Origin of the sequence: Mesorhizobium erdmanii USDA 3471 (genome assembly GCF_000472705.1) — a bacterium.
In the GTDB taxonomy this organism is placed as follows: Bacteria; Pseudomonadota; Alphaproteobacteria; order Rhizobiales; family Rhizobiaceae; genus Mesorhizobium; species Mesorhizobium erdmanii.
On the sequence record NZ_KI421455.1, the window covers coordinates 170,296 to 195,830 of the forward strand.

Genomic DNA, 25,535 nt, shown 5'->3' on the forward strand with positions numbered 1-25,535 from the left:
CGGAAGACCCAAGTTTTTTGTGAATCGGTCTTGTGTGCGTCGGGGAATTCTGCCATAAAAATTTAGGACAGTAGTGCTGTCTTATTTTGTCGCACAAAACAGGCTGGATTGGCGTAACATATTGGCCTCTCCGGCTGTTGCCGCGAGCGACAGGTGGACGGCCAGACGCTGGCCTGTACGATACCAGATGCGAACCATGCGGAAAGCCGCCTGGTTCGGCAAGGATTTCGCAAGACGTGCCGCAAGGATCAGGGTGAGCCAAGCGCTTGCCGAGGCAAATTAGCGACCGAAGACATGGCCAGCGCCTGAAGGGCTGGAACGGAGGACAAGACAATGACGGACATGACGCTCTCTGCGACGAACGGCCAGGCCGCGCAGACGAAAGCGGCTGCCGTCAAAAATACTTTGCGAACCGATACTGGTCGAACCGACATTGGCCGAACCGGGTTTGCCCCTCGGGGCCTCTACGATCCGCGCAACGAACATGACGCCTGCGGCGTCGGCTTCATCGTCAACATGAAGGGCGTGAAGTCGCATCAGATCGTCAAGGACGGGCTTGCCGTGCTCGAAAACCTGACGCATCGCGGCGCCGTCGGCGCCGACCCGCTGGTCGGCGATGGCGCCGGCGTGCTGGTGCAGCTTCCCGACCAGTTCTTCCGCGAGGAAATGGCGGCCCAGGGCATCGAATTGCCGGCGGCGGGCCAGTACGGCGTCGGACACTGGTTCATGCCGCAGGACGCGGCCCTGCGCGCCCATATCGAGGACATCATCGCCGAATCGGCGCAGTCCGAAGGGCTCCCGCTCATCGGCTTCCGCGACGTGCCCGTCGACAATTCCTCGCTGTCGAAGGCGCCCGACATCGTCGCGTCCGAGCCGTTCCATCGCCAGGTCTTCATCGGCCGCACGGCCGACATTCCCGACGACGAAGAATACGAGGCCCGGCTCTATCTGCTGCGCAAGGTCATCTCGGGCCGAATCTATTCCGAGAACGACAACAAGGACATCGGCGCCTATTGCGTGTCGCTGTCGGCGCGCACCATCGTCTACAAGGGCATGTTCCTGGCCTATCAGGTTGGCGCCTATTACAGGGATCTCAAGGACCCGCGTTTCGAGACCGCGCTGATCCTCGTGCATCAGCGTTTCTCGACCAACACCTTCCCGTCGTGGAAGCTGGCGCATCCCTACCGCATGGTCGCCCACAATGGCGAGATCAACACCGTGCGCGGCAACAACAACTGGATGGCGGCCAGACAGGCTTCTGTCGATTCGGAACTGTTCGGCAACAACATCTCGAAGCTCTGGCCGATCTCCTATGACGGCCAGTCCGACACGGCGTGTTTCGACAATGCGCTCGAATTCCTGTTCCAGGGCGGCTACAGCCTCAGCCATGCCATGATGATGCTGATCCCGGAAGCCTGGGCCGGCAACAAGCTCATGGATGCCGATCGCAAGGCCTTCTACGAATACCATGCGGCGCTGATGGAGCCGTGGGACGGGCCGGCGGCGGTGGCTTTCACCGACGGCCGCCAGATTGGAGCTACGCTCGACCGCAACGGACTGCGCCCGGCACGCTACATCGTCACCGACGACGACCGCGTCATCATGGCGTCCGAGGCCGGCGTGCTGCCGGTGCCGGAAGAAAAGATCGTCCAGAAGTGGCGGCTGCAACCCGGCCGGATGCTTCTGATCGACCTCGCCAAGGGCCGCATCGTCCCCGACGAGGAGATCAAGTCGGAGATCGCGACCAAGCATCCCTACAAAACCTGGCTCGCCAACACGCAGCTCATCCTGGAGGATCTGAAGCCGGTCGAACCGCGCGCGCTGCGCAAGGATGTCAGCCTGCTCGATCGCCAGCAGGCGTTCGGGTACACCCAGGAAGACACCAAGCTGTTGATGTCGCCAATGGCGACCACCGGCCAGGAAGCGGTGGGCTCGATGGGCACCGACACGCCGATCTCGGCGATGTCGGACAAGTCGAAGCTGCTCTACACCTATTTCAAGCAGAACTTCGCCCAGGTCACTAATCCGCCGATCGACCCGATCCGCGAGGAACTGGTGATGAGCCTGGTGTCCTTCATCGGGCCGCGGCCGAACATTTTCGACCTTGTCGGCAATTCGCGCCGCAAGCGGCTCGAAGTGCGCCAGCCGATCCTGACCAATGGCGATCTCGAAAAGATCCGCTCGATCGGCCACACCGAGGACCGTTTCGACACCAAGACGATCGACATCACCTACGGTTCGAACGAAGGCGCTGCCGGCATGCAGGGCGCCATCGACCGCTTGTGCGAGCGCGCGGAAGCGGCGGTCGCCGGCGGCTACAACATCATCATCCTGTCCGACCGTCAGCTCGGCCCGGATCGCATCGCCATTCCGGCGCTGCTGGCGACGGCCGCTGTGCATCATCACCTGATCCGCAAGGGGCTGCGCACCTCCGTCGGCCTCGTCGTCGAATCCGGCGAGCCGCGCGAAGTACATCATTTCTGCTGCCTCGCCGGCTATGGCGCCGAAGCGATCAACCCCTACCTTGCCTTCGACACGCTGCTCGACATGCACAAGCGCGGCGAGCTGCCGGAAGAGGTCGACGCCTATGAAGTCGTGTCGCGCTACATCAAGTCGATCGGCAAGGGCATCCTCAAGGTGATGTCCAAGATGGGCATCTCGACCTACCAGTCCTATTGCGGCGCGCAGATCTTCGACGCTATCGGGCTGAAGACCGATTTCGTGCAGAAGTATTTCACCGGCACGGCGACGCTGATCGAAGGCGTCGGACTGGACGAGGTCGCCGACGAAACCGTCAGCCGTCACACGGACGGTTTCGGCAACGATCCGGTGCTGCGCAACAATCTGGAGGTTGGCGGCGAATATCTGTTCCGCATGCGCGGCGAGGCGCATATGTGGTCGCCCGACGCGGTCGCTACCTTGCAGCATGCGGTGCGCCAGGGCTCGTGGGAGACGTTCAAGGACTATTCGGCGCAGATCGACAGCGAGACGGCCCGCGCCCAGGCGATCCGTGGCCTGTTCAAGATCAAGCTGGCGGACGAGACCGGGCGCAAGAAGGTCGCGCTCGACGACGTCATGTCCGCGGCCGACATCGTCAAGCGCTTCTCGACCGGGGCGATGTCGTTCGGCTCGATCTCGCGTGAGGCGCACACCACCCTGGCGCGCGCCATGAACCAGATCGGCGGCAAGTCGAACACCGGCGAGGGCGGCGAAGAGGCCGACCGCTACCTGCCGCTGCCCGGCGGCGGCAAGAACCCGGAACGCTCGGCGATCAAGCAGGTCGCCTCAGGGCGGTTCGGTGTGACGGCCGAGTATCTCGTCAACTCCGATGTGATGCAGATCAAGGTGGCGCAGGGCGCCAAGCCCGGCGAGGGCGGCCAGTTGCCCGGCCACAAGGTCGACGCGACCATCGCCAAGGTCCGGCACTCGACGCCGGGCGTCGGCCTGATCTCGCCGCCGCCGCACCACGACATCTATTCGATCGAGGATCTGGCGCAGCTGATCTACGATCTGAAGAACGTCAATCCGGCGGCCGACGTCTCGGTCAAGCTGGTGTCGGAAGTCGGTGTCGGCACGGTCGCGGCCGGGGTCGCCAAGGCGCGCGCCGACCACATCACCATCTCGGGCTATGACGGCGGCACGGGCGCCTCGCCGCTGACTTCGCTCAAGCATGCCGGCAGCCCCTGGGAAATGGGCCTCGCCGAGACGCACCAGACGCTGGTGCTGAACGGCTTGCGCTCACGTGTGGCGCTGCAGGTCGATGGCGGTCTGCGCACCGGGCGCGATGTCATCATCGGGGCGTTGCTTGGCGCAGACGAGTTCGGCTTCTCGACCGCGCCCTTGATCGCGGCCGGCTGCATCATGATGCGCAAGTGCCACCTCAACACCTGCCCGGTTGGCGTCGCCACCCAGGATCCGGTTCTGCGCAAGCGCTTCAAGGGCACGCCCGAGCATGTCATCAACTTCTTCTTCTATGTGGCGGAAGAGGTGAGGGCGCTGCTGGCCGACATGGGCTTCACCCATATCGACCAGATCATCGGCGACAGCGACCTTCTGGAAAAGCGCGACGTCATCCAGCATTGGAAAGCGCGGGGCCTCGACTTCTCGAAGATGTTCTACAAGCCCGATGCGCCGCATGAGGCGGTGCACTGGACCGAACGGCAGAAGCACCCGATCGACGACGTGCTCGACCGCAAGCTGATCGAACTGGCCAAGCCCGCACTGGAGGCCAAGCAGCCGGTCAAGATCGAGGTCGACATCCGCAATGTCGACCGTTCGACGGGCGCCATGCTGTCGGGCGAAGTGGCCAAGCGCTTCAAGCACAAGGGCCTGCGCGAGGACACCATCTCGGTGAAGCTGACCGGCACCGCCGGCCAGTCCTTCGGTGCCTTCCTGGCGCGCGGCGTCTCGTTCGAGCTCGTCGGCGCCGGCAACGATTATGTCGGCAAAGGCCTGTCGGGCGGCCGCATCGTCATCCGGCCGCCTGAAGAGGCCCGGATCGTCGCGGCCGACTCCATCATCGTCGGCAATACGGTGCTCTATGGCGCGACCGAGGGCGAAGCCTATTTCGCCGGTGTCGCCGGCGAGCGTTTCGCGGTGCGCAATTCGGGCGTCGCCGCCGTCGTCGAAGGCGTCGGCGACCATGGTTGCGAATACATGACCGGCGGTGTCGTCGTCGTCATCGGCAAGACCGGCCGCAACTTTGCCGCCGGCATGTCGGGCGGCGTCGCCTATGTGCTGGATGAGGCCGGCGATTTCGCCGAGCGCTGCAACATGGCGATGGTCGAGCTGGAGCCGGTTCCGGAAGAAGACGATCTGATGGAAAAGCTGCTGCACCATGGCGGCGACCTCGACCACAAGGGCCGTGTCGACGTGTCGGGCGACATGACCAGCCATGACGAGGAAAGGCTCTATCAGCTGATCTCGAACCACGTCCACTATACGGGTTCGGTGCGCGGCCGCGAGATCCTCGACGACTGGACGACGTTCCGGCCTAAATTCCGCAAGATCATGCCGGTCGAATACCGCCGCGCGCTGATCGAGATGGAACGCATGCGCATGGGCGTCGCGGCCGAGTAGACTTATGAGAATTCCCGGGGAGCCCCAGGCTTCCCGGCCCCCTTCATCGACAGTTTGACCTCTGGCGCAAGGTTGCCATGGCTGCCTCAAGAGGTTAACGGGTGCGGCGAAAACCGTACCTTCTGGACAGCAGGAACTGGACTATGGGCAAGGTAACAGGCTTTCTCGAAATCGACCGGCAGGTGCACAAGTACCAGCCGGCCTCCGACCGCATCCGGCATTTCCGCGAGTTCACGCTGCCGATGTCGGACAAGGAGGTCGAGAAACAGGCCGCGCGCTGCATGGATTGCGGCATTCCGTTCTGTCACGGGCCGACAGGCTGCCCTATCCACAACCAGATCCCGGACTGGAACGACCTCGTCTACAACCGGGACTGGGATAACGCGATCCGCAACCTGCACTCGACCAACAATTTCCCGGAATTCACCGGTCGCATCTGCCCCGCGCCCTGCGAGGAAGCCTGCACGCTGAACCTCGAGGACATTCCGGTCGCCATCAAGACGGTGGAGCAGGCGATCGCCGACAAGGCTTACGAGACCGGCCACATCCGGCCCTATCCGCCGGAGAAGAAGACCGGCAAGCGGGTCGCCATAATCGGTTCCGGCCCGGCCGGAATGGCCGCAGCCCAGCAGCTTGGCCGCGCGGGCCATGACGTCCATGTCTATGAGCGCGAGAGCCGTCCGGGCGGGCTGATGCGCTACGGCATTCCCGACTTCAAGATCGAGAAGCACTATATCGACCGGCGCATCGAGCAGATGCAGGGCGAGGGCGTGACATTCCATTGCGGCGTCAATGTCGGCGTCGACAAGAAGGTCGCCGAACTGCTCGCCGAACATGATGCCGTGCTCTATTGCGGCGGCTCGGAAACGCCACGTGCGGCCAACATTCCAGGCGACGATCTCGGCGGCGTGCACGACGCCATGCCCTATCTGGTGCAGCAGAACCGCCGCGTCGGCGGCGAACCGATCCAGTCGGTGGCGTGGCCGTCGCATCCGATCATCGCCGGCGGCCAGCATGTCGTCGTCGTCGGCGGCGGCGATACCGCGTCGGACTGCGTCGGCACCGCCTTCCGCCAGGGTGCGGTGCGCGTCACCCAGCTCGACATCCGTCCGCAGCCACCCGAGAAGGAAGACAAGCTTGCCGTCTGGCCCTATTGGGCGACCAAGATGCGCACCTCATCCTCGCAGGCCGAGGGCGCCGAGCGCGAATTCCAGGTGGCGACGCTCGAATTCATCGGCGAAGACGGCCAGCTGACCGGCGTCAAGTGCTGCGAGGTCGACGACAAGCGCAAGCCGATCGCCGGCACCGAATTCGTCATCCGGGCCGATCTTGCCTTCATCGCCATCGGCTTTGCCGGACCGGCCGCCGCCGGCGTGGCGAAGGAACTCGAGGGTGAAATGAAAATCACCACCGACAGCCGCCGCTCCCGGAATGTCGAGGCCAATGATCGCGACTACCGGACCAGCGTCGACCGGCTCTATGCGGCGGGTGACGTGCGCCGTGGCCAGTCGCTGGTGGTCTGGGCGATCCGCGAAGGCCGCCAGGCGGCGCGCTCGATCGACGAGGCGCTGATGGGGTCGACGGTACTGCCCCGTTAAGGGGTGATCGCCGTCGTCGTGTCGGTCGCAGCGGCCGTCGCCGGCGGCTCGGCCTTGGGCGGCCAGGCGAAATCATCGGCGCGTCCGGGCGAAGCTTCTGGCGCCCTGCCTTCGATCACCAGTCTTTCTCCAGGCAGAGCCGGATCGGCTTTTGCTGGGGGGGCGGCGCCGAGCAGTTCGGTGCCGCCGTCGAGTGCCGGGTCGCTGAGCAGCATGGGCGCGGTGCGGTCGATCACAATGGGTGCGGCGGCCGAGGCCGGTGCCTCGACCGGCGCACCCGCCGGTGCGGTCGCCGGAGCCACGCTGCCGGGCGCGGCCAGGCCCAGGATCTTGGCCAGCGGCTTTTCGGTATAGAAGGCGAGCTTGCGCTTGCCGGCCTTGGAGACATTGATGCCGTCATCGGCGCGCAGCCGCACCGGCTGGCCGTTCATGTCGGGGCCGGTGGTGACGAAGGCGCCGTTCTCGTCGACGAAGCCGTCCCAGACATCGACGAATTCGCCGCCACTGTTTTCGGCGGCCTGATGGTAGATGTCGTTGAAGGCGAGCATGTCGGAGGTCATCTTCGGCACGCGGAAGGCCGGCATGCCGACCCATAGGAAAGGCACCTTGGCGGCGGCGATCGCCTTGCCGAGCGCGTCGGTGCGGCGTTCATATTCCTTGGTCCAGCTCTCGGACCGGGGCTGTTCGCGCACATCGCCGACCTTCATCTGCTGGCGGTCGTTGGAGCCCAGCATGACGACCACGGCGGCGGGTTTCTCGGTCTCGATCAGCGATTTGATCTGTTCGGGCCAGTTGTAGAATTCATCGCGCACGAACCCTGACGAGCCATTGCTGCGTGCGACGATCCTGACGCCAGGATTGTCGGCGAAGGCGGTGTCCAGGCCTTCGGCAAGGCCTGCCGCCATGAAGTCGCCGACCACCAGCACGGTGCGGGCGTCCGGCGCCTTTTCGACGATGGGGGTTTCAGGCTCCGCGGGCGGACGCGGCGCGCGAGGTTTCTTCTTGGCCTTGGGCGTCGCCTTCTGGACATCCAGCGGCGGCTCGATACGCTCGCTGCGGCGCGGAAACAGAAGGTCGCGCAGCGACCAGCCGCGATTCTGCTGCGGCTGCTCCTGCGCCATGGCTGGCGCATGGAAAGCACCGGCGGCAGCAATCGCCAACAGAACGATCGCCAGACAAAGCATCGGCGTGCGACGAACAAGGATCGCGATACGCGCGGCCGAGACCAATCACTCCTCCATCCCCTTGCGCCTGGTCCCGCGGAACGGACCCGGTTTTGCGGCCGGGCGCAAGTTCAAAGTGCCATGGCGACCGTTATGTACGCCAAAAACGCAGACGGCGCCGTGGCCGGCTCTATTTTTGCCTGAGCCATTTGAGCACTTCCAGGCTCGGATAGCCGTCCTGGGTCAAGCCGACCTTTGCCTGATAGGCCATGATGGCTGTTTTCGAGCCGTCACCGATCTTTCCGTCGAACTTGCCGTCGTAAAGCCCGTGCTGCGAAAGGCGCTTCTGCAGCTCCTGTCTTTCCTCGAAGGAGAGCTTGGTGAAGGGACGCTTCCAGTCCTGGACCAGGCCGTTGCCGCCGGCAATCTCGTCGGCGAGAAGGCCAACGGCCAGGGCATATTTGTCGGCATTGTTGTAGGCCTTGATGACCGAGAAATTCCTGATCATCAGGAAGGCCGGCCCACCGCGGCCATCCGGCACTTTCAGCGTCGCCTTGTCGGTGAGTGTCTTGAACGGCTTGCCGCTGGCCCTGACGACGCCGAGCGCCTGCCATTGCGCCAGCGTCTTCGAGCCGCCCGGCAGTTTTCCGGCTGGTATGGTGACCTCGTAGCCCCAGGTCTTGCCGGCCTGCCAGCCATTCTTCTTCAGCAGATTGGCCGATGTTGCCAGTGCATCGGGGATGGAATTCCAAATGTCGCGCTTGCCGTTGCCGTCCATGTCGACGGCGTAATGCTGGTAGCTTGTGGGGATGAACTGGGTCTGGCCCATGGCGCCGGCCCAGGAGCCCATCAGATGGCTTTCATCGATGTCGCCGGTCTGCAGGATCTTCAGCGCCGCGACCAGCTGGGTGCGGGCATATTTCGAGCGCTTCGGATCGCCATAACCCAAGGTCGCCAGCGAGCGGATGACATTGCGCATGATGTCGTCGCGCTTGAGGATCTCGCCATAGTTCGATTCCATCGACCAGATGGCGAGCAGAATGTAGCGGTCGACGCCGAACCGCGCCTCGATCCTGTCCAGCCACGGCTTCCATTTTTTCGCCATCTGCTGGCCGACGGCGATCGACTGATCGTGGACGCGGTTGTCGAAATAATCCCAGGCAGGCGCGGTGAATTCGGGCTGCGTGCGGGCCTTTTCCAGCACCACCGGATCAAGCTCCTTGATGTCCCTGAAGGCCTGGTCGTAGACAGCGCCGGAAACGCCGCCCGCGACGGCGGTGGCACGGAAGCCGGCGACCCATTGCCGGAAACCGGCATCGGCGAAGGCGGGTCCGGCGGGCATCAGCAATCCGAGCGAGAGGCTGGCGGCCGTCATGACGCTGGTGAAAATTTTTGCGGCATTGCGAACGGACATGTTTTCCTCCTTCTCTGTCTCAGGAAAGACCATTCATCGCCGAACCGGGTTAGGAATTAGTTTACCATAGGTGTCGCTTGGAACGAAAAGACACCTCGATGCTTTAACCGGTGGAAGTTTTCCTCACCCGCACCAGTAATCTTCAATTCCGGCGTGAAAATGTCGCGAGACGGGGATTGCGGAGCCGGCCAGCAAACGGATAATTGAAAGCATGAAGAGAGTTCGCAAGGCAGTATTCCCGGTCGCCGGTCTCGGCACGCGGTTCCTCCCAGCCACCAAGGCTGTTCCCAAGGAGATGCTGACCGTCGTCGACCGGCCGGTCATCCAGTATGTGGTGGATGAGGCGCGGGAAGCGGGCATCGAGCATTTCATCTTCGTGACCGGCCGCAACAAGGCGGTCATCGAAGACCATTTCGATATCCAGTTCGAGCTGTATGACACGCTGGCCCAGCGCGGCAAGGACGAGCAGCTTGCCCGCCTGCAGCGGCTGCAGCCGGCGCCGGGACAAACCAGCTTCACTCGCCAGCAGGTGCCGATGGGGCTCGGCCATGCAGTCTGGTGCGCGCGCGAACTGGTCGGCGACGAGCCGTTCGCACTGTTGTTGCCCGACATGATCATGCAGTCGGAAAAGAGCTGCATGAAGTCGATGGTCGAGCTCTACGAGGAAACCGGCAACAACATCATCGCCGTGCAGGAGTGCGACCCGGCGGAGGCCCATAAATACGGTATCGTCGGCCGTGGCGAGGATACGCATCACGGCTTCCGCATCACCGGGATGGTGGAGAAGCCGAAGACCGGCACAGCGCCGTCCAATCTCTACATCAACGGCCGCTACATCCTCCAGCCCGAAATCTTCGGGATTCTCGAAGGCCAGGAAAAGGGCGCCGGCAACGAAATCCAGCTCACCGACGCGATGCTGAAGCTGGAAAAGCAGCAGGCTTTCTACGGTTACCATTATCAGGGCCGCACCTTCGATTGCGGTTCGCCTGAGGGCTTTGTCGAGGCCAATGTCGCCTTCGCGCTGTGGCGCAGCGACATGAACGAGAACATGGCCGGCGTCATCCGAACGCTGCTCGACGAGATGAAGCCATCAGAGCGCCGCGGGGCCGCCTTCTAAGGCACTATGCCTTCAGTAGGCGCCTTCAGCGCTGCACTTTCAGGCCGAGGTAGATGCTGTTGGCGGTGTAGTCGCGGCCGGGCAGGTTGCTGGTCAGCTTTTCGGTTCTCACCCGCGTGGTGAGGCCGGCATAGCGGTTCAGCCACCAGGTCAGCCCGGTCTCGGCGCTCAAGATCCTGTCATGGCCATCGATGCCGACATAGTGGCGCCAGTCGAGACCCAGGGCCGCATTGGCGGTCAGATTGGCGCGGATCTGGCGTTCACCGGTCAGACGGCCGGAATAGAGGATATCGCCGCTTTCCCCCGCGGTGGTCGTGGTCTCGACGGTCGTCTTGCCGGTCAGTCCGATCGTGGTGCCGCGCTCCGGCGACCATTTGAGGTCGGCGTTGACGGTGGCGCCCGAAACCGCCTCCAGGCTCTTGTCATCGATGGCTTCCCGCAGCCAGCCGGCGGAAAACTCGCCGGAGAGCTTTTCGCCCATGTCGAGTTGCAGACCGGCGCGCGCGCCGAGCCGCGTCGAGGAACGCTCGAAGCCTTCATTGTCGACCCGCTGAACGTAGGCTCGGCGGCCGATCTCGATTTCGGAGAACGGGGTGAGGGCCGGGGAGATTTCGTAACCGGCTCGCAAGGTCGCCGTGTAGAGCGTGTTGTCCTGGTCCTTCTGCGACAAGGATGTACCGTCAGAAAGCTCGGCATCGCCATAGAAGTCGTGCGAGACCGCGCCGGTCAAGGTGTACTGCATTTTGCCGACGGCCTTTTCGACGCCGAGGCTGCCGTCGATCGTCTGCCGCAGGGGCTGAGTGCTGACGCCGGCAATGGCATTGGGCGATGAGGCCGTTTCCGGCACGGCTTCGTAGCCAAGCTTGGCGATGGCGCGCAGTTCGTTGTCGAGGTCGACATTGAGCTGGCCCTCGATGCGGCCCTGCGCGTCGTGAACCCGGTAGCCCGATACGGTCTCGCGGAACAGGCCGTAGCCATCGATGGTGGCGGAGTTTTCGCGCCAGTCCGAAACGGCGGTAAAGCGCAACGCCGTCTCCGACAGCAGCGCCGATGTGCCGGCACTGCTGGAATCGCCGTTGGTCGAGGCGGTCAGGCCCTGTTCGATCGACGGCCGGATGACAAAAGAGCCCCATTTGACGCCGGTGGCGGCGAATGGATCGTCCTCGGCTTTCTTGTTCTGGCCCTCGATGGCGGCAGTCCGTTCAGCGCCGGGGTCGAGCTTCTGCCTGTCGGCACTGTCGACGGTGAGGGCACGGCGGTTGGCCGCTTCCTGGTCCGTCGTGGCGTTGCCGGTGTCGCTGGCGGCCGCCGCTGTGGTGTCCGTGGTCGCGGTCGTCGCCTTCTTCTTTTTCTTTGACTTGTCGGTCGCCTTGGCGTCCGGCTTGGCCTTGGCCTGATCAGCCGCTTTCTGCCCGGTGCTCGATGGACGGCGGCGAGGCTTGGGCGGCGTCGCATTGTCGGTGGAGGTATCGTCGGTCGCCTGCGGCGGGTCGAAAATGCTGCCGGTGGCCGCATCGGTGTTCGTGTCGTCGGGAACGGCGCCGGCGCTGGCTGGCAAATAGGTGCGCGGCGGCGTATCGTCCTGGGGGGCGTTGGCCGGCTGTTGCTGGCCCTGGGCGGCAAGCGCAAGCTGCCTTGCCTTGCGCTGCTGGTCGGACAGGATCGCCGATTCCGAAACCTCGCCGCGCAGCTCTGTTTCCTGGGCATGAAGCTGCCCCGGGCGCAGCAAGCAAAGCATGCTGGTCGCCAGCAGCAAGGTGCATACCGCCTTGCCCCGTCGTCCTGTCGATTTTTCTGGCTGGACCCCGGACATCGCCACCACTGCTTGCGCGGCGCTGTGCGCGCCATACTTACCGAACCGTAAATGGGGATGGTTAACGGAGGGTTGAGGCGACGGCCGCCTGACCTGACAAAGCGCCGCTGTTTGCAGGTGCGCGAGGCCGCCGCTCCCGGACATCAGTGCCATTTCTGTTGGACAGGCGTGCGGCAAAGCGCTAATCGCATCATCCATGCATGCGCGACCCCTCGATAAGAAGCCCCTGGACAGGCAAGCGTCGATTGATTCGGCACTGAGAACGGTGGCGACCGAGCAGGCTGGAATCGCCGCCCTGGCCGAAGCGCTCGAGAACGGACTGGCCGCGCCTTTCGCCCAGGCCGTCGAGATGATCTCGAAGATCGAAGGGCGGCTGATCGTCACCGGCGTTGGCAAAAGCGGCCATATCGGCTCGAAGATCGCGGCGACGCTGGCCTCGACCGGCACACCGGCCTTCTTCGTCCATCCCGTCGAGGCCAACCATGGCGATCTCGGCATGATCGCCCGGGACGATGCTATCATCGCCATCTCCTGGTCGGGCGAGAGCAAGGAGATGATGGGCATCGTCGCCTACTCCAGGCGCTGTTCCATTCCGCTCATCGCCGTCACATCAGGCGAAACATCGGCGCTGGCACGCGCGGCCGACATCGTGCTGCTTTTGCCGCGCGCCCCGGAAGCCTGCCCGCACGGCCTAGCGCCGACGACCTCGACGCTGCTGCAACTGGTCATCGGCGATGCGCTGGCGATCGCTCTGCTCGAGGCGCGCGGCTTCACGCCGGACCATTTCCGCACCTTCCATCCAGGTGGCCAGCTCGGCGCCAATTTGACTGTGGTCTCGGAGATCATGCGGGTCGGCGACCAGATGCCGCTGGCCGCGCTCGGCACCAAGATGCCGGAAGCGGTGATGACGCTGTCGCAGAAGAAGGTCGGCTGCGTGCTGATCGTCGACGCCAATGGAGAACTGGCAGGGATCATCACCGACGGCGACGTGGCGCGCAACCTGCACCGCAATCTGGCCGACGTCATCGTCGACGAGGTAATGACCCGCACGCCCAAGACGGTCGACCCGCAGACGCTGGCCGGCACCGCGATCGCGCTGCTCAACGAGCACAATATCGGCGCCCTGGTGGTGACCAGGAACAACATGCCGCTGGGCGTCGTTCATTTCCATGATCTGCTGCGCATCGGCGCCGCCTAGGGTGCGCTGATATTCAGGTGAGGCCGGTCTGGAAATTCAGACCCGTTCCACCGTCAGTTCGAGGTCCGTATCCGCTGCACTCGTGACGCGCACTTGCGTGCCGGCCGGTAGATCCGGGCCGGAAACCCGCCACAGCGTGTCGCCGAGCTTGATACGGCCACGGCCATCCTTGATCGGCTCGGCCAGCGTCGCCATCTTGCCGACCAGCTGAGCGCCGCGACGGTTGAGAAGCGGCTGGTCCGATGGCTGGTCGTGTCCGCCCATGAGTTTCTTGCCGACAAAGGCCGAGACGAGCGACAGGACGAGGAAGGCGAGTACCTGGATCTGCCAGCTCCAGATGGTGGCATCCCAGATCAGCAGCGACACCGCGCCGACGATGAGCGCGGCGATGCCGATCCAAAGCATGAAGAAGCCAGGCGCGATGACCTCTACCACCAGCAGCACGAAGCCCAGAACCATCCAGTTCCACGGGCCGAGTTCGGAAACGATGCGGTCGATCATGATCTTGATCCGCTCATAGGGATTAATTGTCGCTTGGCTTGATGACCGGCGGGCGCGCTGCCTGCCGTTGCGTACCGGCCGGACCGTCGCCTTTGAACACTTCCCGGGCGATCTCGCCGATACCGCCAAGCGTGCCGATCAGCGACGAGGCTTCGAGTGGCATCAGCACCACCTTGCTGTTCGTGGCCGAACCGATCCTGGTCAGGGCCTCGGTGTATTTCTGGGCAACGAAGTAGTTCAGCGCCTGCACGTCGCCCTTGGAAATCGCTTCCGACACCACCTGGGTGGCGCGAGCCTCGGCCTCGGCCGAGCGTTCACGCGCCTCGGCGTCGCGGAAGGCGGCTTCCTTGCGGCCTTCGGCTTCGAGGATTTGCGACTGCTTGAGGCCTTCGGCGGCCAGGATCTGCGCGCGCTTGTTACGCTCGGCGGTCATCTGGCGGCCCATCGATTCGATGAGATTGGCCGGCGGGTTGATGTCCTTGATCTCGACGCGGGTGATCTTGATGCCCCATGGATGCGCCGCCTCGTCGACGACACGCAGCAGGCGCTCGTTGATGGCGTCGCGGTTCGACAGCAACTCGTCGAGGTCCATCGAACCCATGACGGTACGGATGTTGGTCATGGTCAGGTTGAGGATGGCGTTCTGCAGGCCGGAAACCTGGTAGGCGGCCTGCGCCGCGTTGAGGATCTGGAAGAAGGCGATGCCGTCGACGCCGACGATGGCGTTGTCGCGGGTGATGATCTCCTGGCTCGGAACGTCGAGCACCTGCTCCATCATGTTCATCTTGGCGCCAATGCGGTCGACGAACGGGAAGATGAAGTTAAGGCCCGGGCTCAGTGTCTTGGTGTAACGGCCAAAACGCTCCACCGTATAGTTGTAGCCTTGCGGAATAGTCCTGATGCCTTTGATGAGAAGCACCAGTACCAGAAGTGCAAGTGCACCAATCGCAATATCAAAACCACTGAAACCCATTTGGCTCTCCCTCGGAAGCGGGCCACGCGAGCCATTCCCGCGCAACCAGCTTCACCAAAGACTTAAGTGTGTTTCAGGTGCGTTACAATCAGGTGATGATGGATTGTTTGCGGGCTACACTCACCGGTTGAAGGCGAAGAGCTCTGCATCCGTGTCGGCGAGCCCTTTGATCGAAGCCGAAATAATTTCGGAAGCGATCTGGGAGAAGGTGATGCCATTGCCGCCATAACCCATGACTGCATGGATGCGTGGATGCCTGGGAACGGCACCGATGTAGGGTAGGCCGGTGGTCGTGGTGCCGAACGAACCGGTCCAGGCGAATTCGGGGTGGACATCGAGATGGGGAAACAGCTGACCGAGTTTCGCGGCGATGCGGGCGCTCTTGTCGGCGATCAGTTCATCGCGCCGCGTCTCGTCGACAAAATCCTCGTCCTCGCCACCGCAGATGACACGGCCGTCGGCCGTCGCCCTGACATAGAGATAGGGATCCGATGCTTCCCAGATGAACGCCGCACCCGGCCAGAGTTTCCGCGGCTGCGGGCGTGTCGCGATCGCCCAGGTCGAGATGACCTGGTGCGCCGCCGCCGGCACGATGTCGACCAGTTCGTAACCGGTGGCCAGAACCACATGCCGTGCCGTGATGGCCGGGCCATCCTTCGTGGCGACCACCACCTCATCGGCACTGTCCTCGATCGCAGTCGCCTCGACGGGAGCGTAGAAGCGCGCCTTTCGCTCCAAGGCCTTGAGCAGCAGCCCGGCCGTGAGCTTGCGCGGGTCGAGCGCGATGTTGTCCGGGCTGAGGATGGCGCCGTCGCGGTCGATGCCGTATCGCTCGGCCAGCGGGGCCGGTGTGAGATAGGTCGCCTTGATGCCAGCCTGCCGCCGCGCGTCGGCCTCCTCCCGCAATTCCGCGGGACCCAGCACCGTGCCTGCCAGATAAAGTGACTGAGTGCGAGTTGGGCGGCAGTTGATGCCAAGCTCTGCGATGCGGCCAGCAAGATTGGTCACGGCGAGCCGCGAGCGTCGCCAGGCCTGTCGTGCGGATGTCTTGCCGATCATCCTCGACAGGGTCGAAAGCGGCTGGTCGATTTCGAACTGCACGAGCGCGGTGGTCGCGGGCGTCGAGCCCTTCAGCGGCCCGCGCCGGTCGATGCAGATCACCTGATGGCCGTCCGCCGTCAGAGCCTCGGCCATCATGGCGCCGCTGATGCCCATGCCAATGATCAGCACATCGGTTTTGACGTCCCTTGTCAGACTGGCCGTCGGCACGACAGGCGCCCGATAGGCGGACCAGACGGGCTGGCCAGTTCTGAGATCGAGTTTGCGGGGCATCAAATTCTCCGAAGGCGCGCCTCAACGCTCCGGAGTGGCCGTTGTTCCGATGTTAGACCCAGCCAGACAGTTCGCGCCGCACCATCGCCTCGATCACCGCCATGCCTTCGGCGCTGTCGTTGAGGCAAGGGATGTGGGCGAAATTCTTGCCGCCGGCGTGGTGGAAGGTCTCGGCCGCTTCCCTCCCGATCTCGTCCAGCGTCTCGATGCAGTCGACGGAAAAGCCGGGATTGACGATGGCGATCGACTTGACGCCGTCCTTGCCGAGTTTCTCCACGGTCTTGTCGGTGTAAGGCTGCAGCCATTCCTGCGCGCCGAAGCGCGACTGGAAGGTGGTGATCAGTTTCTTTTCGTCCCAGCCCAGCCTGTCGCGCAACAGCCGCGTCGTCTTCAGGCAGTGGCAATGATAGGGATCGCCCTTCTCGAAATAGGGTTTGGGAATGCCGTGATAGGAGGTGATGACCACCTCCGGCTCGAAATCCAGCGTCGCCAGGTGCTGCTCGATCGAACGCGCCAGCGCCTCGATGTAGACGGGTTCGTCGTAGTAGGGTGGCACGCTGCGGATCGCGGGCGCGCGGCGCATTTTCATCAAGGCGCGAAACAGCTGGTCGTTGGCGGTCGCGGTGGTGGTCGCGGAATATTGCGGATAGAGCGGAAACGACAGAATGCGGTCGCAGCCTTGCGCAACCAACTTCTCAGCCACGCTCGCCGTTGAAGGGTTGCCATAGCGCATTGCCCAGTCGACGGTGACATCGGGCAGGTCGCGCAGCGCCTCCGCCAGTTTTTCGCCCTGGGCGCGGGTGTAGGTGCGCAGCGGCGACTCGTTCTTCTCACTGTTCCAGATCCTGGCGTAGTTGGCGCCCGACTTCTTCGGCCGCGAGGTCAGCACCAGGCCGTAGAGGATCGGATACCAGATCGCCCTGTTGAGCTCGATGACGCGCGGGTCGGACAGGAATTCGCGTAGGTAGCGCCACATCGGCTTGAACTCGGTGCCATCAGGCGTGCCGAGATTGACCAGCATGACGCCGACCTTGCCGGCCTTGACCGGCGGATGTCCGGCGGGTAACGGGCCGACGGCCTTCGCGGCTTTGGCATCGACTGGGGTGGAAAGCGTCATAAGGGTTCTCCAGGAGACGCGAACCTAACCATCTTGCGCGCTCGTTCAATGCTGCGTCTGGCCGCACCTTAGCTTGAAAACAGTAAACCCGCCCGGTTTCCCAGGCGGGTTTGTGTTGGAAGAGGCGAAGCGGCGTTACTTCGCCGGGATGGTCAGCGTCGCGCCAAGCTTGAGCTGATGGGGTCTTTGACCCTTGTTGGCCTCATAGATCAGTTTCCACTTGGTCGCATCGCCATAGGCTTTCTTGGCCAGATCCCAGTAGGTATCGCCGGCAACGATGACATGGCTGCCGGTACCGGGAGCGGCTTCAGCGGGCTTTGCCGGTTCTGCAGGCTTCGCGGGTTCTGCCGGCGCGGGTGCCGGAGCAGCTTCGGCCGGCTTTGCTGGTTCGGCCGGTGCAGGTGCAGCCTCCGTCGATATGGCCGGCGGCGTGTTGGCAATATCGCCTGATTTGGCGGGCAATTCGGGCATTGCCGGTGCTGCTTCCGCAGGCTTTGCCGGTTCAGCCGGTTTCGCGGCCTCGGCCGGTGCGGGCGCCGCCGTTGCCGGCGCTGTTTCGGCTGGTTTGGCAGGCTCCGCGGCCGGTGCCGCTGCGACAGTCGCGGCAATCTCGGTGATGCGGCCGTCGAGCTTGGGCGTGTAGGGCCGGTGGGCGCCGAGATAGTCGGCCACGACCTGTTCGAGACCAGGACCGTAATCATAGGCGTTCTTGGCCTTTTCGGCGAAGACCTTGTAGCCGTCGCCGCCCTGGCGGACATAGTTGTTGGTGGCGACAAGATAGTCCTTGTCGGGATTGATCGGCGTCCAGGCGCCGTTCTCCATCACCTCGACCGACTTGACGCGGCCGGCATTGGGGGCGACCGACTTGTCGAAGGAATATTTGAGGCCCGCCACCTGCGGGAAGCGGCCGGCGCCGTCCTCGATCTGGCTGAGGCCGCCTTCGAGACCGGCGACCAGGTCCTTGCCCGAAATCTGGAAGGTCGCCAGCGTGTTCTGGAACGGCAGCACGGTCAGCACCTCGCCCATGGTGACGGTGCCCTTGTCGATCGAGGCACGCAAGCCGCCGCCATTGGAAATGACGATCTCGACGCCCTGTCCCTTGACGCGGTCGAGTATGGCGTCGGAGACGAGGTTGCCCATCGCGCACTCCTTGGTACGGCAATTCTCGCGGCTGCCGTCGATCACGTCGGTGGTCTCGGCGACTTCCTTGTTCTTCAGGGTCTCGATCGGCGCGCCGAGTTCCTTGATGCGGGCGAGCACGGCGGGATCGGGCGTGATCGACTTGTCGAGATAGATCGGGTCGCCGCTCGCCGACTTGACGTTGCCATTGTCGTCGAACACGACCTTGAACTCGCCGAGATATTTCGAATAGGAGGCCGCCTGCACGACCGGCACCTTGTAGCCGCCGGGGTTGTCGACCATCGTTGGATAGGGTCCCGCCGCCTTCGGATCGGTGTTCGACAAAAGCGTGTGGCTGTGACCACCGACGACAACGTCGATGCCCGGGATCTTGGCGATGACATCGCGCTCCCTGTTGTAGCCGATATGGGTCACGGCGATGATCTTGTTGACGCCTTGCGCCTTGAGCTTCTCGACTTCCGCGGTGATCGACTTGACGTCGTCGGCGATCGCGATGTTGGGGCCGGGGGAAGCGAGTTCGGGCGTGTCGTTGGTCACGGCGCCGACAATGCCGATCTTCTGTCCACCGACCTCGACGACGATCGACGGCTTGATCTTGCCCGCCGCGCCGGACTTGTCGTTGGGCACGACATTGGCGCTGACGATGGGGAATTTCGCCTTGTCGAGGTAAGGCACCAGCGCGCTTTCGCCATCGTCGAATTCGTGGTTGCCGAGCGTCACCGCGTCGGGCTTTATCTGGTTGAGGAATTCCTCTTCCACCGCGCCCTTGTAGGTAGTGTAGAACAGCGATCCCTGGAAGCTGTCGCCTGCATTGAGCAACAGCACGTTCTGCCCTTCGAGCTTCTTGCGCTCCTGGGCGATCGCGGTGATCAACCGGCCGGCGCCGCCAATGCATTCGCCCTTGGTCTCCTCGTCGGCCGAACAGGTCGACTCGTATTTGTTGTTGCCTTCGATGCGGCTGTGCCAATCGTTGAAATGCAAAATGTTCAATGTGTAGTCGGCAAAGGATGCGCCGGCCGACAGGCCGAGCGTTGATGCGGATAAGGCCAGAATGGCGGCAATCTTCTTCATCTAAGTCTCCCGGCAGGCTGATCGGAGGCGTTTAACGCGCTTGCTTGACTGGGATCTAGCAGTCAGCGCCTAGGTCATGTTCCCATCGCGTTCGGGCTGAGGCAAGCGGAAACGGCGCGCGTCGCTGACGGCGCAAAAAGACGGCGGCCATTTGGCCGCCGCTCTTGAACACGCAATAGTTGGCGGCTCAGGCGCGCCGGGTCAGGACGAAGTTTTGGCCGGATGCGCTGGTGCAGTTCAGCTGGCTGGTAGAGACCATCAGGCAGTTGAAGCTCACCGCAGTCTGGCGGATCAGCGACGTACCGTTGATCTCGACCGACGTAGGCCCGACCATGGTGTAGCTTCCGTCGGAGAGCTTCTGCCCGGTGTCAGTGGCGACAGTCGTGAATTTGCCGTTGGCGAAGGTCGACAGGCCGGTGCCTTTGGCATCGATCCAGGAGCCTTCAACGCCTTTCGGCGTGGCTGCCGCCATTGGTGGTTGTTCCGGACCGCTGGTGGTACAGGCCGCGAGCAATGTGGCGATGGCACCCGCCATGCCCATCGAAAGAACTTTGCGCGCAATAGTCATCTGAAATCCTCTCCAAACACATCGGCTCAAAATCGGATTCGATTTTGGAAGGCACGATGCGAACGTCCAAAGTGCTGGGACGGGCGGGCGCCTCGCAAGACGCACGCTGCCCCAGGCCGCATTTCTTCAATCGCCCGATTTCCGGGCGATTGCAAGGCAATGGCATATGGTGCGCGCGATGCTATCGGACGAGGATGTTGCGGAATTGCCACGGATCGCTGCGGTCGAGGTCCTCGGGGAAGAGCCCCGGGCGCCTGTCGAGCGGCGTCCAGTCGGTGTAGTGGCCTTCGACCGGCCCGAGATAGGGCGACTGAACTTCCAGGCAGCGCTTGTAGTCCATCTCGTCGGCTTCGACGATGCCGGCATCCGGATTTTCGAGCGCCCAGACCATGCCGGCCAGAACCGCCGAGGTGACCTGCAGGCCGGTGGCGTTCTGATAGGGCGCCAGCTTGCGCGCCTCGGCGAGCGAGAGGTGCGAGCCGTACCAGTAAGCATTCTTGTCGTGGCCGTAGAGCAGGACACCGAGCTCGTCGACACCGTCGACCAGTTCGTTCTCGTCAAGCACGTGGTGCAGAGGCTGAGGCTTGCCGGCGGCGCCGAACATCTCGTCCAGCGACAGCATCGCGTCGTTGCAGGGATGGTAGGCGTAGTGGCAGGTGGGACGGTACTGAACCTTGCCCTTCTTGGAGCGCACGGTAAAGAAATCGGCGATCGAGATCGCCTCATTATGCGTCACCAGCAAACCGTATTGCGGACCTGGCGTCGGGCACCATGAGCGCACGCGCGTGTTGGCGCCGGGCTGTTCCAGATAGATCGCGGCCTTGGAGCCGTGCTTGTGCTTCTTGCCGTTCTTCGGCATCCATTTCTCATGCGTACCCCAGCCGAGCTCGGCCGGCTGCAGCCCCTCGGAAATGAAGCCCTCGACGGACCAGGTGTTCCAGAACACATCCATTGGCTTCGGCTTCTTGGCGCGCTGGGTGTCGCGCTCGGCGATATGGATGCCCTTGACGCCGGCCTTCTTCATCAGCTTGGCCCAGCCCTCGCGATCCTCTTGCGCCGGCTCCGAGAACTCGAGGCCGAGATCGGTGGCGAGGTTGACCAGGCCCTGCTTGACGAACCATGAAACCATGCCGGGATTGGCACCGCAGGTGGAGATGGCGGTGGCGCCGCCGGGCTTGTCGTGCTTCTCCTTGATCAACGCTTCGCGCAGCGCATAGTTGGTGCGGCTGGCATTGTCGGCCTTGGCGTCAAAATAGAAGCCGAGCCACGGCTCGACGACGGTGTCGATATAGAGCACGCCAAGCTTGCGGCAGAGCCGCATCAGGTCGACCGAGCCGGTATCGACCGACAGATTGACGCAAAAGCCCTGGCCGCCGCCATTGCTCAGCAGCGGCGTCAAGAGCTTCTTGTAGTTCTTCTCGGTCACCGCTTCCTGGACGAAGGCAATGCCGCGCTCGTCGAGCAGCTTGCGGTCGGTGTCGCGAGGGTCGAGGACCGTCATGCGCGACTTGTCGAACTTGAAATGGCGTTCGATGAGCGGCAGCGTTCCCCGTCCGATCGAGCCGAAGCCGATCATCACCACGGGGCCGGTGATCTCACCGTAAACGGGCCAGTTTTCATTCGCCATTTTATCGAGCACTCCTTCAGACAACGCTTTGCCGCGGCAGCTTGGCCGCCGCGCGACAAACCATAGATCATTGTCACAATAAAGGGAAAAGCAGCGAAAACGCTTCGGCTGCCCGCTGTCGGAGGAGCTAGCTGAGGCCATTGGGCAGGCCGGGGCCTGCCCGATGGCGAATGTTGAGCCGGCGTTGTATCAGCGAGCGCCACCGGATGCGCTGATGCGTTCGCCGGTCAGCCAGGCCGCCTCATCCGAGGCGAGGAAGGCCACGCTCGGGGCAATGTCCTCGGGCTTGCCGAAGCGCTGGCCAAGCGGGACGCCGGCAATCAGCATATTGCCGAAATCGGTGCCAACCATGCCCTCGGTCATTTCAGTGTGGGTATAGCCGGGCGCCACGATGTTGATCCGGATGTTGCGGGACCCAAGCTCTCTCGACAAGCTGAGCGTCAGCGTGTCGATTGCCGCCTTGCTCGCGGAATAGAGGCTGGTGTTCGGTACCGGGTTCCAACTGCTGATCGTGCCGATGTTCACGATGCTGCCGCCGCTCTCGGGAAAGTGCCGCATCGCCGCCTTGATCATCAGGATAGTGCCCAGCACGTTGGTATCGAACAATCGGCGATAGTCGGCCTCGCTCGCTTCCTCGAAGGCGCCGAAGACAGCCGTGGCGGCATTGTTGACCAGAATGCTTGGCTTGCCGAACGCGATCCTTGCAGCCTCGAACAACTTTTCGACATCCGCGGCCTCGGCCACGTCGCCCTGAACCGCGGTCGCCTTGCCGCCGCTGGCGACTATCTCCTTCACCGTGCGTTCGGCGGCCTCATGGCTGGTGGCGTAGTTGACGACGACGGCGGCGCCTTCCGCCGCCAGTCGTCTGGCGATGCCTGCACCGATGCCGCGCGCGGCGCCGGTGACTATGGCGACCTTGTTGGTGAGCTTGCCCATTTGTTTCTCCGAATGGCTGGAAGGATTTGACAATCGGGCAATTGGCTATTCCGGAATCGCTCAAGTAGGGCAACAATTGCCATATAACTAATTCCAGGGAGGAATAAATGGACCGGCTGGCAGCGATGAGCACCTTCATACGGGTCGTCGAAACTGGTTCGTTCTCGGCCGCCGCGCGGCATTTGCGCGTCGGGCAGCCCGCAGTCTCGAAGGCGATCGCGCAGCTTGAGGAAAGGCTGGGCGTGCGTCTGCTGTCGCGTACCACCCGAGGTCTGTCGCCGACCGACGCCGGCGTGGGTTTCTACGAAGGTGCAAAGCGCGCGGTCGACGAAGCGGACGAAGCCGAAAACACGGCAAGGGGGGCGTCGGCGGCGCTCACCGGTCTGTTGCGCATCGGCACGTCCGTGACGTTCGGCCGCCTGCATGTCGTGCCCCGGCTGAAGACCTTCCTGGACGCTCATCCGAAACTCAACGTCGAGGTGGCGATGGACGACAGGAATGTCGACCTCGTCGAGGAAGGGGTGGATGTCATGCTGCGTCTGGGTGAGAGCTTCGCCCCCGCCCTGATCGGGCGCAAGATCGCCACCTGCCGTCGTCTCGTGATTGCGGCACCCTCCTACCTGGCACGCGAGGGCGAACCCATCGCACCGGATGAGCTGTCGCGGCACGAGGCGATCCTTTTCGTCCGAGCAGGCATTTCCAACCGCTGGACGTTCCGGCGGGGCGCCGAAGAGGTTTCGCTTGCCGGCCAGGGGCGGCTGCGCGTGACTTCCGCCGAAGGGATACGTGAGGCAGTACTTGCCGGCATCGGCTTCACGGTCGGCTCCGAATGGATGTTCGAGGAGGAATTGCGCAGCGGTGCGGTGCGGCCGATCCTGGTCGACTGGGCGCTGCCGCCTGTCGAACTGTGGGCGCTGTTTCCGGCCGGACGCAAGGCCAGCGCCAGGGCAAGGACATTCGTCGATTTCCTGGCGGGCAGCCTATAGGCGCTTCAGCCGGCCATTGTCTTCAATCGTTCGATCAGCCGGTCGCGATCCGATGTCAGGCCCTTGTAGTCGAGCTGGTCGAGATCGAGCGCTTCCAATTGAGCGGCAAAGGACATGGCGAGCGTCGCGCGGTCGGGGTGGCGCGCCAGCACGGCGAGCGGGTCGAGATGGATGCGGATGGTGAACAGGATGTCGCGCGAGGACGGCAGCTTGCGCAGAGTCTGGCGCTCGACACGGATGAAGGCGTGCGCCTCGATGTCACCGTCGGGAAACCGCGACGGACGGTTGGTGGCGCGGTCGATGCGCTCGACGTTGGACAGGGGATGATAGAGCGCATCGTCGGCCTGGATCGACCAGTTGAAGCGTTCTACCGCCTGGCCCTGCAGCCCGTCGAACATGCGGTTGATCAAGGCGGCAGGACGCGTGCCCGGTCCGAAGCCTGGCACGGGCTCGTGGATCTGCTGCAGCGGCTTGCCGAATTTTTCGGTGAGCGACCAGGATGAGGGAAAGCACAGCGAACCGGCAGCGAGCCGCCAGCCGCTCTCGTCGCGGCGCATCAGGATCAGGTCTTCCTGGACCAGCAACGAGGCCGCGACCAGCGGCGCGTCGGCGAGACCCGCAGGCAAGGCAGGATGGCTCGCGGGCCCCACCACCTCGATGCCTGCGTCGATGCGGCGGTGGGTGTGCGCAAACCGCTCCGGCAGAAACGCGCCGAGCAAGTCGAGCACTTCCTGCTGGGCGTCGCGCGTGCCTGCCTCCTCGACGAAGACCCGCTCCGGGATTTCGCCGTAGAGCCGGCGCTTCTCGGCCAGATAGGGCAGCAGATGGCCGTCGACCTCGATCCAGTTTGCGGGGTCAAGCGGCTTCAGCCCGATGTTGAACAGCTTCGACGAGCCGTCATAAGGGGTGTGGGTGGGCAGGGTCTCGACCAAGCTCATGCTTCCTTGAAAGCTTCGAGACCGGTTCCGGTCATCCTGGCCAGGAATTCGATGACTTCGTAGTCAGCAGCACCTGCCCTGGCGAAGGGGTCGGCAGCCAGCCGGGCGTCGAGGATGTCGCGCGGGCATTGCGCGATGATGATGCCGCCGGTCCGCGGCTTCTTCGGCCCGGAAGCAACAAAGACGCCCTCCGCATAGCAGGCCTTCAGCCATTCGACATGCGCCGCCTGCAGTTGGTCGATCTCGGTCAATGGCACCTTGTAATTCAGCGAAACGACGAACATGGCGTACTCCCGATCACACCAGCCTTGCGGGAATGAGGCCGCGCAACGAATTGCCGACAAAGAGCGCCTTGGCCGACTTCAGATCTTCGTAGCTATAGATCGCCTCCCGCGCCCGGCCTTCATCCAGAAGCTCGGCGCGCAATACGCCAGGCAGCAGGCCGCAGTCGAGACGGGGCGTTGCCAGCACGCCGTCGCCGAAATCGGCGAAGACATTGGTGATGGTGCCTTCGCAGATTTCGCCGCGCTCATTGGCCAGGATCACCTCGTCGGCCTGGGTGACGAGATATTCGGAACGGGCATGGGTGTAGAGTTGCCGCCGGCTGGTCTTGTGGCGCAGCAGCGTGTTGTGCGAATCGAGCCTCGTTCGCGCCAGCCGCAGCATCCAAACCTTGTCGGGGGCGAGCGGTTCGTAGGGTTGCGCCGAGGCGGTGGCTGCGCCGTCGCGCGCCAAAGCGAGCCGCGCGCGCATAGCGTTTCGGGAGCCGTCGATCGCGTCGCTCAGCACTTCGGCGATCCTTTGCGGGTCGCAGGCAAAGCCGAGTTCAGCCGCCGAGCTGTAAAGGCGTGCAAGGTGGCGATCGAAGCGCAGGAAGCCCGGACCGGGCTCCCAGCGCATGGTCTCGATCAGCTCGAAACTAGTGTCGTGATTTCGAAGTTCGTCTGAATTTGACATCACGCTC

19 protein-coding genes are annotated in these 25,535 nt (G+C 63.5%); 5 read left to right on the top strand and 14 right to left on the bottom strand.

The window, feature by feature from the left end:
* The first annotated feature begins 333 nt into the window (after window positions 1–333).
* Together gltB and A3AU_RS0133560 are read left to right on the top strand one after the other, a co-directional pair.
* Window positions 334–5,079, top strand: a complete 4,746-nt coding sequence (gltB, locus tag A3AU_RS0133555) for a glutamate synthase large subunit (RefSeq protein WP_027056747.1) — start codon at window positions 334–336, stop codon at window positions 5,077–5,079.
* A gap of 143 nt (window positions 5,080–5,222) precedes the next feature.
* On the top strand, window positions 5,223–6,677 hold the full coding sequence (locus tag A3AU_RS0133560; protein WP_027056748.1) for a glutamate synthase subunit beta: 1,455 nt from the start codon (window positions 5,223–5,225) through the stop codon (window positions 6,675–6,677).
* Here A3AU_RS0133560 and A3AU_RS0133565 read toward each other — a convergent pair.
* Complete coding sequence (locus A3AU_RS0133565; protein ID WP_027056749.1) at window positions 6,674–7,906, bottom strand: SGNH/GDSL hydrolase family protein; 1,233 nt, start codon at window positions 7,904–7,906, stop codon at window positions 6,674–6,676. The genes A3AU_RS0133560 and A3AU_RS0133565 overlap by 4 nt on opposite strands.
* Window positions 7,907–8,030: 124 nt before the next feature.
* The gene (locus A3AU_RS0133570; RefSeq protein ID WP_027056750.1) at window positions 8,031–9,254 is read right to left on the bottom strand and encodes a lytic murein transglycosylase; all 1,224 of its coding nucleotides are present in this window, start codon (window positions 9,252–9,254) and stop codon (window positions 8,031–8,033) included.
* A 211-nt stretch (window positions 9,255–9,465) separates the two neighbouring features.
* Between A3AU_RS0133570 and galU the strand changes: the two genes are divergently transcribed.
* Entirely contained in the window at window positions 9,466–10,371 is a 906-nt protein-coding gene (gene galU, locus A3AU_RS0133575) for a UTP--glucose-1-phosphate uridylyltransferase GalU (RefSeq protein WP_032918626.1), read from the top strand.
* A gap of 25 nt (window positions 10,372–10,396) precedes the next feature.
* Here the strand turns inward: galU and A3AU_RS0133580 are convergent, their stop codons facing one another.
* Window positions 10,397–12,184, bottom strand: a complete 1,788-nt coding sequence (locus A3AU_RS0133580) for an outer membrane beta-barrel protein (protein ID WP_027056752.1) — start codon at window positions 12,182–12,184, stop codon at window positions 10,397–10,399.
* Between the two features lie 196 nt (window positions 12,185–12,380).
* Here A3AU_RS0133580 and A3AU_RS0133585 point away from each other — a divergent pair, with 196 nt between their 5' ends.
* Window positions 12,381–13,382, top strand: coding sequence for a KpsF/GutQ family sugar-phosphate isomerase (locus A3AU_RS0133585; RefSeq protein WP_027056753.1), 1,002 nt, complete (start codon window positions 12,381–12,383; stop codon window positions 13,380–13,382).
* Between the two features lie 36 nt (window positions 13,383–13,418).
* Here A3AU_RS0133585 and A3AU_RS0133590 read toward each other — a convergent pair whose 3' ends face one another.
* From A3AU_RS0133590 to A3AU_RS0133625, 8 genes are all read right to left on the bottom strand, one after another.
* Entirely contained in the window at window positions 13,419–13,883 is a 465-nt protein-coding gene (locus tag A3AU_RS0133590; RefSeq protein ID WP_027056754.1) for an NfeD family protein, read from the bottom strand.
* Window positions 13,884–13,905: 22 nt separating this feature from the next.
* Window positions 13,906–14,856, bottom strand: coding sequence for an SPFH domain-containing protein (locus A3AU_RS0133595; RefSeq protein WP_027056755.1), 951 nt, complete (start codon window positions 14,854–14,856; stop codon window positions 13,906–13,908).
* A gap of 120 nt (window positions 14,857–14,976) precedes the next feature.
* Window positions 14,977–16,188, bottom strand: coding sequence for an NAD(P)/FAD-dependent oxidoreductase (locus tag A3AU_RS0133600; protein WP_027056756.1), 1,212 nt, complete (start codon window positions 16,186–16,188; stop codon window positions 14,977–14,979).
* A gap of 52 nt (window positions 16,189–16,240) precedes the next feature.
* Window positions 16,241–17,305 carry a ferrochelatase gene (gene hemH, locus A3AU_RS0133605; RefSeq protein WP_027056757.1) on the bottom strand — a complete coding sequence of 355 codons (1,065 nt, stop codon included), beginning with the start codon at window positions 17,303–17,305 and terminating at the stop codon, window positions 16,241–16,243.
* A gap of 135 nt (window positions 17,306–17,440) precedes the next feature.
* Window positions 17,441–19,516: a bifunctional metallophosphatase/5'-nucleotidase gene (locus A3AU_RS0133610; RefSeq protein WP_027056758.1), complete on the bottom strand. Its 2,076-nt coding sequence runs from the start codon at window positions 19,514–19,516 to the stop codon at window positions 17,441–17,443.
* A gap of 187 nt (window positions 19,517–19,703) precedes the next feature.
* Entirely contained in the window at window positions 19,704–20,084 is a 381-nt protein-coding gene (omp10, locus tag A3AU_RS0133615; protein ID WP_027056759.1) for an outer membrane lipoprotein Omp10, read from the bottom strand.
* Window positions 20,085–20,265: 181 nt separating this feature from the next.
* On the bottom strand, window positions 20,266–21,711 hold the full coding sequence (locus tag A3AU_RS0133620; protein WP_027056760.1) for a homospermidine synthase: 1,446 nt from the start codon (window positions 21,709–21,711) through the stop codon (window positions 20,266–20,268).
* 189 nt (window positions 21,712–21,900) lie between these two features.
* Window positions 21,901–22,647 carry an SDR family NAD(P)-dependent oxidoreductase gene (locus tag A3AU_RS0133625; protein WP_027056761.1) on the bottom strand — a complete coding sequence of 249 codons (747 nt, stop codon included), beginning with the start codon at window positions 22,645–22,647 and terminating at the stop codon, window positions 21,901–21,903.
* A 107-nt stretch (window positions 22,648–22,754) separates the two neighbouring features.
* On the opposite strand from A3AU_RS0133625, the gene A3AU_RS0133630 reads away from it, so the two are divergent.
* Entirely contained in the window at window positions 22,755–23,633 is an 879-nt protein-coding gene (locus A3AU_RS0133630; protein WP_027056762.1) for a LysR family transcriptional regulator, read from the top strand.
* 5 nt (window positions 23,634–23,638) lie between these two features.
* On the opposite strand, the gene A3AU_RS0133635 is transcribed toward A3AU_RS0133630, so the two are convergent.
* Genes A3AU_RS0133635 through A3AU_RS0133645 form a run of 3 tightly spaced genes read right to left on the bottom strand, consistent with a single transcriptional unit; the run spans window position 23,639 to window position 25,528 of the window.
* Window positions 23,639–24,571, bottom strand: a complete 933-nt coding sequence (locus A3AU_RS0133635; protein WP_027056763.1) for a heme-dependent oxidative N-demethylase family protein — start codon at window positions 24,569–24,571, stop codon at window positions 23,639–23,641.
* The gene (locus A3AU_RS0133640; protein WP_027056764.1) at window positions 24,568–24,855 is read right to left on the bottom strand and encodes a YciI family protein; all 288 of its coding nucleotides are present in this window, start codon (window positions 24,853–24,855) and stop codon (window positions 24,568–24,570) included. The genes A3AU_RS0133635 and A3AU_RS0133640 overlap by 4 nt, the downstream gene beginning before the upstream one ends.
* Window positions 24,856–24,868: 13 nt before the next feature.
* Window positions 24,869–25,528, bottom strand: a complete 660-nt coding sequence (locus A3AU_RS0133645) for an aminotransferase class IV family protein (protein WP_027056765.1) — start codon at window positions 25,526–25,528, stop codon at window positions 24,869–24,871.
* Window positions 25,529–25,535: the final 7 nt, after the last annotated feature.

Coding starts and splice junctions, on each gene's coding strand:
- gltB (WP_027056747.1), top strand. CDS start 334: ATGACGGACATGACGCTCTCTGCGACGAACGGCCAGGCCGCGCAGACG.
- A3AU_RS0133560 (WP_027056748.1), top strand. CDS start 5,223: ATGGGCAAGGTAACAGGCTTTCTCGAAATCGACCGGCAGGTGCACAAG.
- A3AU_RS0133570 (WP_027056750.1), bottom strand. CDS start 9,254: ATGTCCGTTCGCAATGCCGCAAAAATTTTCACCAGCGTCATGACGGCC.
- galU (WP_032918626.1), top strand. CDS start 9,466: ATGAAGAGAGTTCGCAAGGCAGTATTCCCGGTCGCCGGTCTCGGCACG.
- A3AU_RS0133580 (WP_027056752.1), bottom strand. CDS start 12,184: ATGTCCGGGGTCCAGCCAGAAAAATCGACAGGACGACGGGGCAAGGCG.
- A3AU_RS0133585 (WP_027056753.1), top strand. CDS start 12,381: ATGCATGCGCGACCCCTCGATAAGAAGCCCCTGGACAGGCAAGCGTCG.
- A3AU_RS0133590 (WP_027056754.1), bottom strand. CDS start 13,883: ATGATCGACCGCATCGTTTCCGAACTCGGCCCGTGGAACTGGATGGTT.
- A3AU_RS0133595 (WP_027056755.1), bottom strand. CDS start 14,856: ATGGGTTTCAGTGGTTTTGATATTGCGATTGGTGCACTTGCACTTCTG.
- A3AU_RS0133600 (WP_027056756.1), bottom strand. CDS start 16,188: ATGCCCCGCAAACTCGATCTCAGAACTGGCCAGCCCGTCTGGTCCGCC.
- hemH (WP_027056757.1), bottom strand. CDS start 17,305: ATGACGCTTTCCACCCCAGTCGATGCCAAAGCCGCGAAGGCCGTCGGC.
- A3AU_RS0133610 (WP_027056758.1), bottom strand. CDS start 19,516: ATGAAGAAGATTGCCGCCATTCTGGCCTTATCCGCATCAACGCTCGGC.
- omp10 (WP_027056759.1), bottom strand. CDS start 20,084: ATGACTATTGCGCGCAAAGTTCTTTCGATGGGCATGGCGGGTGCCATC.
- A3AU_RS0133620 (WP_027056760.1), bottom strand. CDS start 21,711: ATGGCGAATGAAAACTGGCCCGTTTACGGTGAGATCACCGGCCCCGTG.
- A3AU_RS0133625 (WP_027056761.1), bottom strand. CDS start 22,647: ATGGGCAAGCTCACCAACAAGGTCGCCATAGTCACCGGCGCCGCGCGC.
- A3AU_RS0133630 (WP_027056762.1), top strand. CDS start 22,755: ATGGACCGGCTGGCAGCGATGAGCACCTTCATACGGGTCGTCGAAACT.
- A3AU_RS0133635 (WP_027056763.1), bottom strand. CDS start 24,571: ATGAGCTTGGTCGAGACCCTGCCCACCCACACCCCTTATGACGGCTCG.
- A3AU_RS0133640 (WP_027056764.1), bottom strand. CDS start 24,855: ATGTTCGTCGTTTCGCTGAATTACAAGGTGCCATTGACCGAGATCGAC.
- A3AU_RS0133645 (WP_027056765.1), bottom strand. CDS start 25,528: ATGTCAAATTCAGACGAACTTCGAAATCACGACACTAGTTTCGAGCTG.